The sequence below is a fragment of the Kitasatospora sp. GP82 genome, assembly GCF_029892105.1.
Lineage (GTDB): Bacteria > Actinomycetota > Actinomycetes > Streptomycetales > Streptomycetaceae > Kitasatospora.
In genome coordinates this window covers 1-16,124 of record NZ_JARZAJ010000062.1, presented here as the reverse complement: position 1 = coordinate 16,124, position 16,124 = coordinate 1, and the positions used below count along the sequence as shown (strand labels likewise).

Annotated in this window: 20 protein-coding genes and 3 pseudogenes; 15 read left to right on the top strand and 8 right to left on the bottom strand. The window is 69.7% G+C overall.

Annotated features, from left to right (window positions below; translation table 11 throughout):
• Nucleotides 1-4: 4 nt before the first annotated feature.
• The 3 genes from P3T39_RS34365 to rpmB form a co-directional block, all read right to left on the bottom strand.
• Nucleotides 5-1,192 (bottom strand): GTP-binding protein, encoded by a 1,188-nt coding sequence (locus tag P3T39_RS34365; RefSeq protein ID WP_280703209.1) that lies wholly within the window; start codon nt 1,190-1,192, stop codon nt 5-7.
• A gap of 140 nt (nt 1,193-1,332) precedes the next feature.
• Nucleotides 1,333-1,638: a 30S ribosomal protein S14 gene (rpsN, locus tag P3T39_RS34360; protein ID WP_280703208.1), complete on the bottom strand. Its 306-nt coding sequence runs from the start codon at nt 1,636-1,638 to the stop codon at nt 1,333-1,335.
• Entirely contained in the window at nt 1,638-1,874 is a 237-nt protein-coding gene (rpmB, locus tag P3T39_RS34355; protein ID WP_280703207.1) for a 50S ribosomal protein L28, read from the bottom strand. Before rpmB ends, rpsN begins: the two co-directional genes overlap by 1 nt.
• A gap of 147 nt (nt 1,875-2,021) precedes the next feature.
• Between rpmB and rpmG the strand changes: the two genes are divergently transcribed.
• The 3 genes from rpmG to P3T39_RS34340 are packed head-to-tail and all read left to right on the top strand — an operon-like array spanning nt 2,022 to nt 3,749.
• Complete coding sequence (gene rpmG / locus P3T39_RS34350; RefSeq protein ID WP_207813749.1) at nt 2,022-2,186, top strand: 50S ribosomal protein L33; 165 nt, start codon at nt 2,022-2,024, stop codon at nt 2,184-2,186.
• Between the two features lie 27 nt (nt 2,187-2,213).
• Entirely contained in the window at nt 2,214-2,483 is a 270-nt protein-coding gene (locus P3T39_RS34345) for a type B 50S ribosomal protein L31 (RefSeq protein ID WP_280703206.1), read from the top strand.
• A gap of 39 nt (nt 2,484-2,522) precedes the next feature.
• Entirely contained in the window at nt 2,523-3,749 is a 1,227-nt protein-coding gene (locus P3T39_RS34340) for a GTP-binding protein (protein WP_280703205.1), read from the top strand.
• 432 nt (nt 3,750-4,181) lie between these two features.
• Here P3T39_RS34340 and P3T39_RS34335 read toward each other — a convergent pair whose 3' ends face one another.
• Entirely contained in the window at nt 4,182-5,138 is a 957-nt protein-coding gene (locus P3T39_RS34335; RefSeq protein ID WP_280703204.1) for a hypothetical protein, read from the bottom strand.
• Between the two features lie 70 nt (nt 5,139-5,208).
• Entirely contained in the window at nt 5,209-5,568 is a 360-nt protein-coding gene (locus P3T39_RS34330; protein ID WP_280703203.1) for a hypothetical protein, read from the bottom strand.
• Nucleotides 5,569-6,138: 570 nt separating this feature from the next.
• Here P3T39_RS34330 and P3T39_RS34325 point away from each other — a divergent pair.
• Nucleotides 6,139-6,357, top strand: a complete 219-nt coding sequence (locus P3T39_RS34325; protein WP_280703202.1) for a hypothetical protein — start codon at nt 6,139-6,141, stop codon at nt 6,355-6,357.
• A gap of 369 nt (nt 6,358-6,726) precedes the next feature.
• Here P3T39_RS34325 and P3T39_RS34320 read toward each other — a convergent pair whose 3' ends face one another.
• Entirely contained in the window at nt 6,727-7,464 is a 738-nt protein-coding gene (locus P3T39_RS34320) for a YcnI family protein (RefSeq protein WP_280703201.1), read from the bottom strand.
• 171 nt (nt 7,465-7,635) lie between these two features.
• Nucleotides 7,636-8,448, bottom strand: coding sequence for a hypothetical protein (locus P3T39_RS34315; RefSeq protein WP_280703200.1), 813 nt, complete (start codon nt 8,446-8,448; stop codon nt 7,636-7,638).
• A 1,130-nt stretch (nt 8,449-9,578) separates the two neighbouring features.
• Here P3T39_RS34315 and P3T39_RS34310 point away from each other — a divergent pair.
• The 3 genes and pseudogenes from P3T39_RS34310 to P3T39_RS34300 all read left to right on the top strand — a co-directional run.
• Nucleotides 9,579-10,001: an integrase core domain-containing protein gene (locus tag P3T39_RS34310; protein WP_280703199.1), complete on the top strand. Its 423-nt coding sequence runs from the start codon at nt 9,579-9,581 to the stop codon at nt 9,999-10,001.
• Nucleotides 10,002-10,140: 139 nt separating this feature from the next.
• A pseudogene (locus P3T39_RS34305) lies at nt 10,141-10,647 on the top strand (XRE family transcriptional regulator); the annotation flags it as partial.
• A 4-nt stretch (nt 10,648-10,651) separates the two neighbouring features.
• Nucleotides 10,652-10,795, top strand: a pseudogene (locus P3T39_RS34300) (DNA mismatch repair protein MutT); the annotation flags it as partial.
• 206 nt (nt 10,796-11,001) lie between these two features.
• Here the strand turns inward: P3T39_RS34300 and P3T39_RS34295 are convergent.
• Nucleotides 11,002-11,295: a DUF1330 domain-containing protein gene (locus P3T39_RS34295; RefSeq protein ID WP_280703198.1), complete on the bottom strand. Its 294-nt coding sequence runs from the start codon at nt 11,293-11,295 to the stop codon at nt 11,002-11,004.
• A gap of 188 nt (nt 11,296-11,483) precedes the next feature.
• On the opposite strand from P3T39_RS34295, the gene P3T39_RS34290 reads away from it, so the two are divergent.
• The 8 genes and pseudogenes from P3T39_RS34290 to P3T39_RS34255 form a co-directional block, all read left to right on the top strand.
• A complete protein-coding gene (locus tag P3T39_RS34290; RefSeq protein WP_280703197.1) occupies nt 11,484-12,386 on the top strand; it encodes a LysR family transcriptional regulator in 903 nt (300 codons plus the stop codon).
• A gap of 401 nt (nt 12,387-12,787) precedes the next feature.
• Nucleotides 12,788-13,114, top strand: a pseudogene (locus P3T39_RS34285) (ADP-ribosylglycohydrolase family protein); the annotation flags it as partial.
• A gap of 58 nt (nt 13,115-13,172) precedes the next feature.
• Nucleotides 13,173-13,370, top strand: coding sequence for a hypothetical protein (locus P3T39_RS34280; RefSeq protein ID WP_280703196.1), 198 nt, complete (start codon nt 13,173-13,175; stop codon nt 13,368-13,370).
• Between the two features lie 141 nt (nt 13,371-13,511).
• Nucleotides 13,512-13,898, top strand: coding sequence for a hypothetical protein (locus P3T39_RS34275; RefSeq protein WP_280703195.1), 387 nt, complete (start codon nt 13,512-13,514; stop codon nt 13,896-13,898).
• Complete coding sequence (locus tag P3T39_RS34270; protein WP_280703194.1) at nt 13,895-14,374, top strand: hypothetical protein; 480 nt, start codon at nt 13,895-13,897, stop codon at nt 14,372-14,374. The genes P3T39_RS34275 and P3T39_RS34270 overlap by 4 nt, the downstream gene beginning before the upstream one ends.
• Before the next feature lie 156 nt (nt 14,375-14,530).
• On the top strand, nt 14,531-15,322 hold the full coding sequence (locus tag P3T39_RS34265; RefSeq protein ID WP_280703193.1) for a hypothetical protein: 792 nt from the start codon (nt 14,531-14,533) through the stop codon (nt 15,320-15,322).
• Nucleotides 15,323-15,336: 14 nt separating this feature from the next.
• Nucleotides 15,337-15,657: a hypothetical protein gene (locus P3T39_RS34260; RefSeq protein ID WP_280703192.1), complete on the top strand. Its 321-nt coding sequence runs from the start codon at nt 15,337-15,339 to the stop codon at nt 15,655-15,657.
• On the top strand, nt 15,647-16,124 hold a 478-nt coding region (locus P3T39_RS34255; RefSeq protein ID WP_280703191.1), incomplete at its 3' end, for a hypothetical protein. The genes P3T39_RS34260 and P3T39_RS34255, both read left to right, overlap by 11 nt.

Below are 16,124 nucleotides of genomic sequence, written 5' to 3'. Positions count from 1 at the left end.
TGCTTCAGGCGACGGGGTCGAGCAGGTCCTCGAAGGCGTCCGGCAGGGCCTTCCAACCGGGCTCTCCGGCCGCGAGTTCGGCATCGGTGAGCAGGCAGGAGTCGAGCAGTTCGGTGATCCCGTCCACGTCCAATCCTTCGGCGGTGAAGCTCAGTTGCTGGATCCGGTCGCCGTGGATGGAGTCCCAGTCGAGGGCGGCGGCGGCCCGGCGGGCGGGTGGGTAGAGCTCCCATGCCGCGTCGGGCAGCGTGACGAGCCACGGGCCGCACTCCTCTACCGCGAGGTTGGCCCCGGCCGCGTCCCAGGCGAGCATCAGGTCGGGGCGGTTGGCGAGCCAGAAGCGGCCCCGGCTGCGCTGCGCGGCCGGGACGAGCTGCTCCAGTGCCTCGTGCAGCCGGGCCGGGTGCAGCGGGCGGCGCCGCTCCCACACGAGCGTGGCCACCCCGGCCTCGTCGGCCTCCTGTGGCAGCAGGGCCAGCGCCGGGTTGACGCGGTCGCGCGCGGCGGCCACGTCGAAGCCCGCGAGCGCCGCGCGGACGAGCGCGCCGGTTCCCAGCCGTGCGGCGCGGGCGGTCGGGTGGAGCTGGCGCAGCATCGCGATGCCTGCGCGCAACTCGCCTGTCCCCGCGGCCTGGTCGGAGTGGGAGACGGCCAGCACGTCGGCGTACTCGATCTGGTGGGCGAGCGCCTCGGCGACCGTGCGCTGGTCGTCGGCGCAGGTGTGCAGGTGGTGTTCGGAGAGTTCGTCGGGGACCGAGAGTTCCGGGACGATCCGGAGCGGGTCCACGGCGGTGACCACGCCGACGACCTCCACGACCTCGTGCATGCAGCGGTCGCCGACGTCGCCGCCCGCTATCACTTCGACCAGCGGGTGGGGGTCGCTGCCGCCCCACAGTTCCACCACCGCGAGGCGGTGGCGGCCGGCTTCGGCGATCTTCAGCAGTTCGGGCAGCAGGTCCTCGCGCAGGGCGCAGCACGGGCAGTTGTTGGTGAGTGGCAGGTGGGCATCGCCGAGCGGGCCGGAGGTGTCCCAGACTCCCCGGTGCACGCGGCCCTCGCCCGCGGGGGTGAGGTCGTGGTGCAGGACGACGGTGCCCTCGCGGTCGGCGAGCAGTTCCAGGACGGCCTGGCGGCGCTCGGCCTCGTGGAGGCCCCCGACCACCACCACGGGCAGCAGGCTGTGTTGGGACACGGGTCTTCCTTTCCGGAAACACCGCACCGGCGTGAGCCGGTGGGCCAGGTTCGGGGGGTCGCGCCCCGGGCCGCGCGGCCCGGGAGAGATCGCGCAGCCCGGGGCGCGACCGGTCTGTGGGTGGGGCGTTACCGGCCGCGTTACCAGCTGGCCTTGCGGACGCCCGGGAGGAACCCGGCGTGCGCCTGCTCGCGCAGGCCGATGCGGGAGAGGCCGAAGGCACGGAGGTAGCCGCGGGGGCGGCCGTCGACCGCGTCGCGGTTGCGGACCCGGGTGGCGCTGGCGTCGCGCGGCTGGCGCTGCAACTCGGCCTGGGCGGCGAGGCGTTCCTCGGGCGAGGTCGACGGGGAGGCGATCAGTCGCTTGAGCTCGGCGCGGCGCTCGGCGTAGCGGGCGACGATCACCCGGCGCTGCTCGTTCTTGGCGATCTTGCTGCGCTTGGCCATCAGACCTTCTCCCCACGGGCGCGCAGGCGGGCGACGGCCTTCTCGATGCCGAGCTTGTCGACGGTCTTGATGCCCTTGGCGCTGAGTGTCAGCCGGACGAAGCGGCCCTCACTCGGCAGCCAGTAGCGCTTGGTCTGGATGTTGGGGTCGAACCGGCGGGGGGTTCGGCGGTGCGAGTGGGAGATGGCGTTGCCGAACCCGGGCTTTCGGCCGGTGAGCTGGCAGTGGGCGGACATGACGACTCCGTGTCGGCGAGGACGGCGGCGGCAGACGGGAATGCCGCGCCCGCCGCGAATGTTGGCCTGACACTACACTAGATGAAAACGAAAACCATTACGCTAGTGTGGGGCCCACGCCACCACGGCACGCCCGGAAGGACACCGATGGCCCGCAACGAACTGCGCCCGATCATCAAGCTCCGCTCCACCGCAGGGACCGGCTACACCTACGTCACCCGCAAGAACCGCCGCAACGACCCCGACCGGCTCGTCCTGCGCAAGTACGACCCCGTCGCCCGCCAGCACGTCGACTTCCGCGAAGAGCGCTGACCCCACCCCCACCTTCTGGAGATCACCATGAAGTCCGGCATCCACCCCGAGTACCGCCCCGTCGTCTTCCGCGACAAGGTGGGCGGCCTCGCCTTCCTCACCCGCTCCACCGCCACCAGCACGCGCACCGTCGAATGGGAGGACGGCAACACCTACCCCGTCATCGACGTCGAGATCTCCTCCGCCAGCCACCCCTTCTACACCGGCAACGCCCGCGTCATGGACACCGCCGGACGCGTCGAGCGCTTCCAGCGCCGCTACGGACTCACCGGCACCAGGCCTGACCCGGAGAGCTGACCCCGCATCAACTCGACCCGTGCATCCAGGAGGAGTGAAATGACCCCGCAGGGCAGGCCAAGCCTGCTGCCCGTCACCGTGCTCGGCGGCCTCGCCGCCGGCGTACGGGACTGCGCCGCCGACCTGGCCCGGATCGAGATCCCGGGGCTGGCGGTACTCGCCGTGCGGGTCAACTCCGGTGGCCGGAGGGTTTCCTGGCGGCTGTACGAGCGCTCCGGGCCGGTGGACGGCGGGTCGCTGACGCCCTCCCGCCCGTGCTCCTCCCGGCTGCTGCCCTCGGGCCTCCTCCCCATCCTGCTGCGTGTGGCCCGCACCGGCCGCCACCGGCACCTGCTGCTCACGCTCCCGCCGGGCATGCAGGCGGACCTAGTCGCCCTGGGCGTGCTGCACGGCCACGCCCGCGGGCAGGCCCTCGCCGACCACGTGCGGATCGACACGGTCGCCGCCGCCGTCGACCTGTCCCGACTCGAGGACGAACTCGGCGGCGGCGACCGGCTGCTGGACCACGGCCTCGCCCTCGGCCCGGACGACCGGCGGAGCGTCGCCGAGACCTCCGCCCGGCATCTTGAGGCCGCCGACGTCGTCGTGACCGCGAGCGTGAACGACCCGGATCCCGCCGCCTCCGCGCGCGCCGTCGCGCTGATGCACCACCTCGCCCCACGCGCCTCGATGACCCACATCTGCCACGACCCACTGACCGGTGCGCTCCGCATCCCGGACATCTCGGCGCTGGTCGGCGGGAACCTCTTCGACGCCGACCGGGTCTGGGACCGGCACGGACCGCTCCCCATCCCCGCCCAGCCGCGCGGTGCGGAGTTCGGAGTCCGCACCACACACTGGTCGTCACGACGGCCCCTCCACCCGCAACGCCTGCACGACGTGCTCGAACAGATCTGCAACGGCGTCATCCGCGGACGCGGCCATCTGTGGCTCGCCAACCGACCGCACTCCATCCACCGATGGGAGTCCGCCGGCGAACACCTGGCCATCGAGACGGCCGGCACCTGGCTACCAGAACAGGACGACAGCGCCTGGCATTCCGCCTCCCCGCAACGCCGCACCTTCGCCTCCCTGCTCTGGGACCCCTACTACGGCGAGCGCCGCTGCGAACTCACCCTCACCGGCATCGACCTCGGCATCCCCGCACTCCACCACCTACTGAACAGCTGCCTGCTCACCGACGCCGAACTCGCCCTGGGCATGGAACGATGGCAGCTCTCCGACGACCCCTTCGCCGACGCCCTGGGAGCTGACCCACCGTCATAGCGACACGCGCCGGGCGGGTACTCCGGTCAGCAAGGTGTGGCCGCCGACGAACAGCGACCACAGCAGCGCGGTGAAGGCTGTCGCGCGTGCTGTCCGGATCACCATCCATGCCTCTGGGCTGACCGAGTAGGGACCGACTGTTAGTCCGGACCGGGTGGCGACCTGGCGCCAGGGCAGGGATCGGGCCGGTGTGGGACGGGCGTGCGGCGTCCCGCACCGGCCCTACTCGCTACGTCGAAGTACCGTTGCTGCGGGCACCCCGGCCGCGGCGGCCGAGCACGCCGACGACGATGCCGCGACACCGAGGCCACGAGCGGTCGAGCAGAGCACCGCGACGGCGGCCCATGCACAGCGCCTGGCACCACGCTCCGCTCTGAACAACCGGCTGCACTCCGTGCCATGGGGCCCCAGAGCGGCTCCCACGGCTTCGCGTCAGGCGACGTGCAGCGTGAGCACCGCAGTGTGCAGCTGTCCGGCGGTCTGGAACTGGAGGAAGACCCGCCAATTTCCGGGGTCGCCGATCACGGCGTTGAAGGTCAGCGTCGGCCCGCCGTGGTTCCCGTCGACGACGTTCCCGGGGTGGAGGTGGGCCAGCGCCTGGTTGCCCTCGTGGAAGGCGCTGAGGTGGGCGTAGCTGTCGAGGTAGGGCTGGAGATCGGTGACCGGTTGGCCGTCCTTGCTGATGGTGACGGTGAGCCTGTGGGTCATCCCGGTCGTCGGCCCGCTCTGGACGGCGACGGTGTAGCCGTCGACCGTGGTACTGCTGGCCGCGGCGGGCAGCGACACCGTGGCGGCTTCGCCGGGCACCGTCACGGTTCGGCTGAGGACGAACTCACTGCCCTTAAGGGGGCCGGTGTTCGGTGTGAACGAGGCGTACAGCCGCCAGCTGCCCGGATCGAGGGCGGCCAGGTCGGCGGTCCACGTGCCGTCGGCGGCGATCGTCGGGTGCAGGTGCTGATAGCCGGTGAGGTCCGAGCGGATCGCGTAGAAGTGCAGGGTCTTGGTCTGGACGACGGCGAAGTCGGTGATCGGTCGGCCGTCCGGGCCGGTGATGGTGAAGGGGTAGCTCACCGCCTTGCCGGCCGGAAGGCTGGTGACCGGGGAGTCCAGGCGGTAGCCCTCCAGTTCGGCGGCGAGACCCTCGCCGGCCGCCATCATGCCGGGCATCCCCGGCATGCCCGAGGATGACGCGCCGGGCGTTGCCATCGCGCTCTGATCCATGCCCGGCATGCCTGCCATGCCCGGCGTGCCCGAGTGGTCCATGCCCGGCATGGCCGAGTGCTCGGAGTGCGAGGACGAACCGCACGCAATGAGCGCGAAGGCGAGCAGGGCGGGCACACCGGCCGCCACGGCCCAACCACGCGAGATCGAACGAGGAGAAGCGAACATCAGCAGGTCTTTCCCGTACGAGCGCACCGAGAAGGGCGCGTGGATGAGCAGATACGCGTGGCCAGGTCGGTCACAGCCGCAGCCCTGTCAGGCCCGTGCGACACACACCCCCAGCAACGGCCCTCGCGCGCCGCCCGGCTCCCGGAGCTGCTTCGCAGCGGTGGTGGCCCAAAGGCGCGTCATCCCGCCGGAAGTCCACGGAGACCGTCGTGGCCTTCATGGTTCCGGTCGAGGGGATGAAGCTGCCTTGGGTGTCGAAGCCGTCCGACAGGAAGGAACCGGTCGCCGCCGGTTTGCAGTCCGCGACCGGCTCGGCGACAGCGGCCGACGCCGGATGGCCGTCGGCAGTCAGGGACACGCCGCCACCGATCACGGTCGCGGCGGCCAGGGCGGCGCCGGTGAGGTGCCCGGTACGACAGTGAGGTCCCATGGTCGGTCTCCTGCTCGTCTTCGGCCGGTGGCGCCCTGATGCGCCTGGCCCGTGGTGCGGTGAGGACCGAGGGAAGTACGGCCTCACAAGTCAGGAGACCCGTGGCGGACGCAGTGATAACCGAAAATCCGGCGCCCGCACCCGCTTCGCCGATGCTTGCGGGCCTGGCCGAGACTGCCGCAGTACGCTCAACTCGGCCACCAGGGCCCACAGGAACGTCTCGCCCGACGGGAACGCCGCACAGGCGCGTCGGGTGCGAAGGTTGGCCGCATCCCGGCCGACGGCTTCCTCTGCCAGCAGGGCCCTCGCGATCTCGGCGGGATCCCAAGGTTGATCCTTCGGCGTGGGGACGATCCCGACCATCGGTTTCAAGCGTCGGGTAAGCACATCGCCTCGTCGGCGCATACGTCCGCCGCCACCCGGTTCGCGGGTGAATCGTCAACGAGACATACCGGCGGCTCGACCCCATAGGCCCTTCGGCGCTCGGGAGTTGGTTTGAACGCTCCTGGCTTGCGGGCATCGCTGGGGTGGAGAAGTACGCCCACGACAGAGGCGACCGAGGTGGCACAGATGCACGGCACTGGTACGGAACCGATCGCGACCTTCTGCGGAAACTGCAACTGCGGTTGCCCGCAGCTGTTTGTGGACCGAGCCGCTCCGGCGGAGAAGCGTGTGCGGATCACCGACGACTTCGGGCAGCAGGTGCAGATGAGCGAGGAACAGTTCCGCGACCTCGTCGCCCAGGCCAAGAGCGGCGCGCTGGACAACCTGGCCGCCTCGGCCGTCTGACAGGCCTTCATCCACAGCGACCTGAGTTCGGACACAGCACAGCCGCCGGATCCGGGCCGAGTGGTCATCCGCATCGTCGTGCACGGTGTCGTGGCGCGGGCTCGCTCGTGGCGCACGTCTTGTGCGCGTGGTCCGGGCCGGGACGCCGAACGCCACGGCCCGGGCCTTCAGGTCATCGCGCCACGGCCCTGTGACATCACCGCAGTTGCGGCGCCACAGGCCAAGCAGGGCGGGGAGCCGCGCGCCATGCCGACCGCGTACGACACGAGCTGGTGGATTCTGGACCGGGCTGCGGGAGACAGCCCGGTGCCATGACCGGGTGGGGCCGGTGCGGAACGCGTGTGCTGCGTCCCACACCGGCCCTGCCCGCTACGCCGAGGTTCCGCTGCTGTCGACACCCCGACCACGGCGGCCGAGCGCGATGCCCGCCACCGTGCCGAGGACGCCGACGACGATGCCCGCGATACCGAGGCCGCGGGCAGTGGAGTCGCTGCTGCTCTTCGCCGTCGCGGTGCTCTGCCCGGCCGGGCCAGCCTTCGCGCTCGGCGCGGCGCTGGGGGCATCGCTGCCGGCGGCAGCGGTCAGTTTGAGAACCGGAGCCGGATGCTGGGGCTCGGGCTGGCCGTCCTTGCCCTCCTCGATCCAGCGGACGACGTTGCCGTCGCTGTAGGTCTGCAGCGCTTTGAAGACCACCTTGTCCGTGCCGTCGGGGAGCGCGCCGAAGTCGACGGTGAAGTCCTGGAAGTGGCCGGGGGCGATCTGCCCGCCCGTCCAGACGATCTGGGAGACGACGTCGGTGATGTCGCCATCGTCGGTGTGGATCGGGGTGGCGAGCTTGGTGGTCTGGATCTGGTCGGTCCAGCCCGGCACCGCGGCGACCATGGCGGAGGGGATCGGGTGGTCGGTGGGGAAGTCGATCTCGACCTTCACCGTGCTGGCCTTGTCGTCCTCGTTGGGCACGCGGAACGCGAAGGTCTGGTCGGTCGCGTTCTTGGCCACGCTGGACGGCTGCACGGTGACGTGCGCAAACGCGGGTCCGGCGACCAGCAGCACGGCGGCGCCGCCCAGGGCGGCGGCGGCAAGGCGGTTCTTGAAGGACGGTCTCATGGCTGTGTGTTCTCCGTGTGGGAGCGTGCACGCACGCGCACGGTCGGCCAAAGGGCCTGCTTGCGGGCAGGGGCCATCGTCCGCCGACGGTGATGGCGTGCGTGCTGAGGTGATCAGGGGCGCGGAGCTGCCGCCCGTCCGGACGGCGCCTAGGTGCGCTCGCCCGTCGGGTCAGGCAGGGGGAGCTATCGGTGGACCTCGCCTGATCACGCAGTGCCGCAGCAGGACCGGTGACGGAAGCCGCCACCTCCTGCCCGCTCCCGCGAACCACGCGCAGAGCGGGCGCCATCCTCGTCCGATGCCGCCGGACAGTGCGGCGTCGAGCCGTGCGACGACCTCGCGCAGCCTCGCGGTACACGCCTGCGCGGCGGCCGAGGCCGCCTCGGCGGTGGTGCGGACCAACCGCCACACGGCCGCCTCGCCCCGCCGCAGCCACCATGCCGCCACCAGCGTGGCGGCGAGGTGGCCGGCGAACATCGCGGGGCTCAGCCCGAGCAGCCAGGCATGGCACCACAGGGCGACGTGCGGTGTAGCCGCCGCGGAGGCGTGGGAACCGCTTCCGAGCGGCATGGCGAGCTGTGCGGCCACCGCCCTGGAGTGAGTGCCATCGGCCATCCCCATGCCGGGCATACCCGGCATGTCGGCCATCCCGGCCATGCCCGCCGTATTCGGCATCGCTTGGGCACGGGCGGGCGTCTGCTCAGCGTGGAAGAGGAGGTGCAGGCCCAGCTGGCCGACGGCCAGCCCGCCGGTGATCGCGGCCAGCGACCGTTCCCGCCGTGCCCCGAGAACGGCCGCGCCCAAGGTCAGGACCCAGCCCAGGAGCACCGCCCGGATCGGCACCGTGGCGCCGGAGGCCAGCGTGTGGCCGGCTGCGGCCAGCACGACGCAGACCGTCGCGAACGGCACGGCACGCAGTACGCGAAAGTCGAGCGAAGCGGGGGGTGCCGGCGCGGGCGCGGCACCGGCTCCGAAGGCAGACATGTCGGGCACATCATGACATCCGCGCCCGTGCGCTGTGCAGGGTGCCGTGAGTTCGCGGCGTCCACGCCCGCCGGGAGGCTGCGGTTGTCGTGGAAGAACGTCCAGGTCAGTGGGACCGGCCGGGTCATTGCACGATGGGTGCGGTCATCGGCCCCGCCGCCTCACCAGGCCTGACCGCCACCGCCTCCACTGAAAGTGGCTACGCCTCGTCCCCGGCTGTGCCCGCCTCCGTCAGAGACGCTCCCCCCAGCGGGCACAACTAAACGACACCCGACCGCATGCACCATCACACCCGGTCACCGGCCCCAGCACCCTCGCGGGCCCTGGGTACCAAGGCCCGCCACACCGGTTTCCACTACCGCACGGACACTTGCCACCCCGGACGCCGCGCGATCACTCCCCCGACCGCCGTCCACGGCGTGACCAGAGACGCCACCGGTCATGCCGCCGGGCTTCCGCGCAGTCGTAGCCCGCAAGCCCGTACGGTCTCCAGTACACGATCGACGCCGTCCTCACCGCCAGTGCAACCGAGCCCCGGCTGTAGCGTGGCCGACGACCTGAAACATCTTTCGGACTCGCGCCCGCCGATGGTGCTACCTGCTCGCCTCCGCGCGCTGCCGCGCGTCTCTCGCGCCGCGGTCAGCGCTCCCTCGGACCGGTGATCGATGGGCACTTGTCCCTCCAGGATCACCTGACCGACGGGGTAACTCGATGAGCACCTGTCCCACCCGTGGCCGTGTCTACCGCCGGTGCGGCTGCCGTGACGAGAGCAAGCGCCAGATCGGCGCCAGCTGCCCGAAGTTGAAGACGGATGGGGAGCACGGCAGTTGGGCCTACGCCGTCGACCTCCCGTCCGCAGAGGGAGACCGCAAGACCCGCCGGCGCAGCGCATACCTCAGCGAGGAGGAGGCCCGGTACGCGCTGGAACTGGTTGTGAGCGCGGAGCGCACAGGGGTGTTCGAAGACCCCAGAGTGACGGTGGGCGCGTACCTGGCCGAGTGGCTCACGCTGGAGGAGAGAACCCTCAAGCCGTCCACCGTGGCCGGCTACAGCGCCTACGTCCGCAAAGACCTGCTGCCCGTCTTCGGCGCGATGCGGCTGTGCGACCTGCGCAGCCGCCACATCGAGGAGTGGGTTGCCGATTCCTCCGGCGCCTGTTCGTCCTGTTCTTCATCGAGCACGGCACCCGGCGCATGCACATCGCCGGCGTCACTCGGCACGTCACCGCCGCATGGGCCACCCAGCAGGCCCGCAACGTCCTGATGAGCCTGGACGACACACGCACCATCGGCATCCGGTACCTGATCCGCGACAACGCCGGCTACTTCACCGAAGGCTTCGACGCGGTCTTCACCGCCATCGGCGCCCGCGTGGTGCCCATCCTGCCCGGGGTGCCCCGGATGAACGCGATCGCTGAACGCTGGGTCGGATCCTGCCGGCGCGAGGCCACCGACCGCGTCCTGATCACCGGAGAGCGGCATCTGCGCCTCGTCGTCGACGAGTACGCCGGCCACCACAACGAACATCGGCCGCACCGATCACTCGGACAGTGATGCCCCGACGGTGTCGACGCGCCTGAACCACCCGCCGTCGATGACGATTCGCGTGTCACCCGGCGCGACCGCCTCGGCGGCCTCCTCCACGAATACACCCAGGTCGCATAGGGTGACGAAGTTACCGGCACGCACAGGGCTGTACGAGCAGCGCGCTGATCTTCCTGTGTCGGTGTTCGCCGATCTGATCCGGAAGTCAGGCGAGCGTCTCGACGTGCTGGTCTACGCGGCGGTGTTCCTGCACGAGGCGTACCCGAGACTCAACGACTTGCTGCGTAAGCGGGCGGCGGCCGGCTGCAGTGTGCGAATCGCGGTCGGCGACCCCAACAGTCCCAACGTGCGGCAGCGAGGCGAGGAGGAGCGGTATGGCCACGGGATCGAGTCGCGGTGCCGAATCGCCCTGCTGCATTACAGGCCGCTGCTCGGTATGCCCGGCATCGAGCTGCGGACCCACGGAACCACGCTGTACAACAGCCTCTACCGTGCGGATGATCAGATGCTGGTGAACGCGCACGTGTGGGGAGTCAACGCGTACGGCGCCCCGGTATGGCACCTCCGCCGCAACGGCGACGGCGGGATGTTCGACACGTATGCCGCGAGCTTCGAAGCCGTTTGGGAGACGTCGCGGCCTGTCCAGGAAGGCTGATCCATTGGCGAGGACCGAGTACTACGACGATCCCAGCGCGCCGAAACCGAATCGGCTCGTCGTTGCTGCCTCAGCGGTCGTCACAGACGACAAAGGCCGCATCCTTCTTCAGCGACGCACGGACAACGGGCTCTACGCCCTGCCCGGCGTTCCTTAGGCAAGTCGGTTGTCGGGCAATGATGTGTCGGCTGCCCCGAACTCCGCTTCGCGGCCCGCCCGACAGGGATCAGGCCGTCGAGGACGTCGACGACGAACTGGGACGCGGGGCATGGCTTCGAACTCGTCTCGTGAGTCGTCGTTCAGCACCGTGTGCGTATCAGGTGACGGATGCTCAGCGATGGCTGGGCCCGCCGGTCAGTCGATGCCTTCGATGATGCGGAAGTCGCGCTCGACGCCGTCGGGGAGGGCCACCAGCGCCTTCTGGTATGCCTCGCTCTCATATGCCGCGACGGCCTGTTCAAAGCTGTCGAACTCGATCAGAACGACGCGTTGCGTGATTCCGGCCTCGTGGGCGACGACTCGACCGCCACGGGACAGGAGGCGCCCGCCCCCAGCCCGGACAGCCGGACCGGCCAGCTTCTCGTAGGCAGTCAGCCTCTCAGGGTCGGAAATGGCGGGGTAGACACTGACCCAGTAGCCCTTAGCCATGGAAACCTCCTGTGTTCGGCCGGACACGTCCGACTTCGAATTGACACTCAGATCGATCGATCCCGGCGACGGGTACTGCGGTCAGTGGAATCGTCATATGCGCAGGTTAGGGCTTGATGTGCGGTCGAGGGAAAGACCGGTACGGGATAGACTCAGAACGGATCGTTATCAATCGACAGGGAGGGCACGTGGCGCCGGATACGGTGAGCCTGCGGTACTTCCTGGTGCTGGCGCAGGAGTTGAACTTCACCCGCGCGGCTGCACGGATCGGTATCGCACAGCCCGCACTCAGCGCCCGGATGCGCCGATTGGAGGCGGAACTCGGTACGGCCCTGCTGGTCCGCAACACGCGTAGCGTCGTATTGACCACAGCCGGTGCGGCTTTGGCGGAGTCCGCGCCGCCCGCGCTGGCGGCGCTGGACCGGGCATGGGACACCGCCCGGAGCGCGGCGGCCGGTGAACTGGGCACGCTGCGCATCGGATACAGCCTCAGCACCGGGGCCGAGACGGCACCGGCCCTGGTGGACAGGCTGATTCGCGGCAACAGCGGACTCAAGGTCGGCGCGGTCCCGATGGCGACACCGGAGATCTCCCCCGCAGTCGCCGACGGCCGCATCGATGCCGGGATCACCCGCGGTGAACAACCGGGCCGTGGCGTGCGCCGGTTCCTGCTGCGGCGTGCGCGCATCGGGGTCCTGCTGGCGCAGCACCATCCGCTGGCCGAACACCCGGAGATCGAGATCGCCGACGCGGCCGCGTATCCGCTGCGACTCCCGGACCGTGCGGCCAACCCCGTGATCCACGATCAGCTGTCCGCACTGTTCCGAGACACTCGACCACACCCCCGATTCCACACGCCCGCAGTCTCTTTCGACATGTCTCAGCGCGACCTGCGCGACGGGGTCACCCTCGCCCCGGCCGGAGAAGCCGCGGCCACGGCACAACCGGCCGGTCTCACCTGGCGACCGCTGCGGGGCGCGCCCAGCCTGACGATCCACCTGGTCCTCCCACGCGAGCAGTCGCCACTACACCGCCGCATCCGTGCCGTCGCCAAAACCCTGGCGCACGAGCTGCACTGGCTGCGGGACTGACGCGCAAGAGGTCAAGCGAGACGGACGCCTGCGGTGGCGAGGCCGAAGACCCTGCGCCCGGCGGACTTCGCGGTGATGACGACGACAGCGGTCTTGCTGAACGTCCGACACGACCTCGCTACGCCAGCGGATCAGCATCCGATGATGGCCCCGGGTCCGGTCCGAGTCGTACACCGCGGCGACGTCCTCGCCCAGCCCGAGATCTCAGCTGATACCGCGCCTTCGCCGACGCCGAACCGGACAAGCACGGGTAGCCGGCGGGAACGCCCGCCGTCAACGGCGTCCATGACGTCGGTCAATGCTTAACGCCAACCACTGTTCCATTGCTCCCTCTGCCGCCAATTGCATCTGATGCGAACTCGCGACGGTATGCGCATCGTCGCCGTCCAGGGCATCAATCACGGATGCCCGCCGGGCAGGTCCGCGGGGGCCTGCACAAGGCTGCTGACCTGCCCCCGGACACCGAGCCGTGGCGGGCCGCCGATGTCCTCGGCAACGGTCAGCGGATCCGCGCGAGCGACACGGTGCCCTTCGCGCTGTGGTCCGCCGCCTGGCACCTGGACAGCCTCGCCGACGCGCTGTGGACCACCGCGGAGGTGCTCGGCGACGTCGACACCACCTGCGCCATCACCGGCGGCACGGTCGCAGCGCGCACCGGCCTGGCCGGAATCCCCGGCGCGTGGCGGGAGCGTCGCGAACCGCTGCCCGACTGGTTCGTCAAGGTCTGAGCCGCGGGCCCTCGAAGGAGAGCTGACGAACATATCAGACAGTCAGGGGAAGCCGCCGATGTTGCCCGCGGGCGTCGACGACGACATCGTGGCGGGCCGGATCATCCACGCCCTCAAAACGATCCGTGACGCGCGGGGATACTCGATACCGCAGGCGCTCGACGTCTTCGCGGACCGTTACGAGCTGCTCCGCCGAACCCGCCCGAACGACTTCACGCTCTCCCCAGAGGAGTACGGGCGCGGGTTCCACTCCTGACCACAAGGTCAGCCAGCACGAACCAGCGGAGCCTGGATCCCGGCCGGGTGCACAGCCTGGGCGAGGGGAAACCCGCTGGCTGCGCACGACTGTGGCTGCGTACGGTGGGGCGACTGACGAGATGCAAGTTGGGCGGCGAGAATGAGCACGACCACGATCGGCGGGACCCTCGCCTTGTGGCGGCCGACCGGCCCTGAGGAGCTGGCGCTGGTCGAGGCGTCGGGCTGGCGGGCCTGGCCGCCGCGCCTGCCCGAGCAGCCGATCTTCTATCCGGTGTTGAACGAGGATTACGCGATCCGCATCGCCCGCGACTGGAACGTGCCCGCCTCCGGTGTCGGCTACGTCACCCGCTTCGAGGTCGACGCCACGTTCGCCGCCCGCTACCCGATCCAGCAGGCCGGCGGACGCACAATCCTGGAACTGTGGGTACCGGCAGAGGAGTTGGTTGAATTCAACCGGCACATCGTCGGGCGCATCGAGGTGGTCCACGAGTTCCGGCCGCAGTCAGACGTGGAGAGAAAATCGTGACGGTCTTCCGCTGCGTGCGATGCAACCAGCCGCTGACCGCGCCGCTCCACCGGCTCGAGACGTTCCCGAATCGTCCCGAGCCGGTGGACCGGGAGATCGCACCGCCCACGGTGCCCCGCGGCTTCTACGCCATCGACCCGGAGCCCTTCGGCGCTCCGTTCGTCCCGAACGACGACCCGCAGGAACCCGTCGCCGCGATGGCAGGAATGACCGTGCACCGGGACGGCGCCGTCCTCAAGTCGGCCGGTCCTAAGGACACCGTGGTCCTCCACCTCGACGATGCCATCGGGCTCCACCACCACACGGAGCGGCAGCAGTGGATCGGCTGCTGCGGACCGAACGGCATGCACGGACCGAACCAGGTGTGCGCGTGCGGCAATCCGGTCGGCACGCTCGTGGCGGACTGCCTCATGCAGAACGAACTGCACCTCGACCCGCGCCGCGTCTGGGCGGAGCACGACCGCCCGCCATACTGACGCCTCACACCGTGACTGCGCCGACCAACACCGAGCCTGCTCCTGGCCGAGATTGCAGTTCGTCCGGCCATGGAGTAGGGCGAGGACGCGGGCCTTGACGGTGCTGGACGGTACGGTGCGATCACCCCACACGCATGCGAGTCGAAAGGTCCGGCTATGTCCATGCATCAACCCTCGGCAGATGAGATAGTCAGCAGGCTGCCGGAGCTCGCACCTTACGGGCGGTCGGCTGTCCGGCTCCACCCCGAGCGCGGAGAGCCGACGGAGCAGGGCAGCTCGGTCGGCGGTCCGTTGCTGTGGCCGTCGGACGAGCCCTGGCCAATGTGCTCCGAACCTGACGACGAGGAGCCGTCCGGCCTTCCGGCCGTGGCCATGGTGCCTGTCGCGCAGATCTACGCCAGCGACGCTCCCGGGCCGTGGTGGCCGACAGGTATCGATCTTCTCCAGATTCTCTGGTGCCCCAACGAGCATTGGGAGGCGCCACCGAACCAAGCGGACGTCAGTCCGCTGGTGGAAGTGCGCTGGCGGCGCGCGGCCGATGTCGGCGTAGCTCTCCCCCCTCCTCCGGTGCCGGCAAGGCACTACGACTACGGCTACCTGCCCAACCCCTGCACGATCAGGACCGAGCAGATCATCGATTTTCCGTACCGCGAAGAGCTGCCCGAAGAACTGCGGCCCCGTCTTCGGAAGTTGATCGAGGACACGGACATTGAAGGCAAGGACTCGATCACGCGCATCGCCGGCTGGAAGATCGGCGGCTGGCCCACCTGGCACCTCACCTGCCCGTCGGCGTTCGACTGCGAGGAGTGCCAAGGGCGCATGGCGCTGCTGTTCACGGTCGCCAGTGATGACCTCGTGACCGGTGTCGTCGTCGGACGCGCAGGCGACCTCAGGATTTTCGCCTGTCCGAATGATCACCGCCACCCCTTCCACGTCGATCTGCACTGAGCGAGGTAACTGCCATGGGGTTCGAGGGCGAGGCCTGGCGTCTCGTACGCCAGAAGGAACTGGTCGGCGAGATCGTAATCGAGGAGACCGACTTCCCATGGCTGTGCGGCCGATTCCTTCCAGGCCCGGCGCTTCCAGATCTGGAGCCGCTGTTCGAACGCACTGTGACCTTGTCGGATGCGGAGGATTGGGAAGAGTTCGACGTCGTCTACGAGAAGATCAGGCAAGCCGTGTCGCTGGTCGCGCCGGGCGGTCCTGTCGCCGAGTTCCTGCTGCACATCCAGGACGGCCGTGCCTGGTTCAGATGGAGTGACGAGCTGTTCGATGACAATTGACGCTGAGGACCTGGTCGGAAGACGCCTGCTGCAGGTGACAACGTCCTGGCATTACTACCCGGAAACCGAACCCTCCTTCCTCCATATGTGGCTGCACATGGACGGCCTCGGCCCCGTCCGGTTCCACACGCCCGGCGACGGCCTAGCCCTGGAGATCGACCAGCCCCACGGCCCATACGACATGGACGAATATGGCCACACCACGGTCGAGAACGACCTGCCGGACTTTCCCATGACCCCGTTCATCGGCCAGCAGATCCTCTCCGTCCGAGAGATCCGGTATCGGGACAAGAACATCGACTTCGCCGCCGGCATCACCGTCCAGTTCCCCAGCGCCAGCATCCGCGTCCTCAACCTCGCGGACGAAATCGTGAGCGGTTCCACCATCTCCCGGGCCAGAGCGATCTTCCCGGTGCGGCGGGGCCGCCAAAGTCGGGCCAGGACCGGCAGGCACATCGGCCGGGACA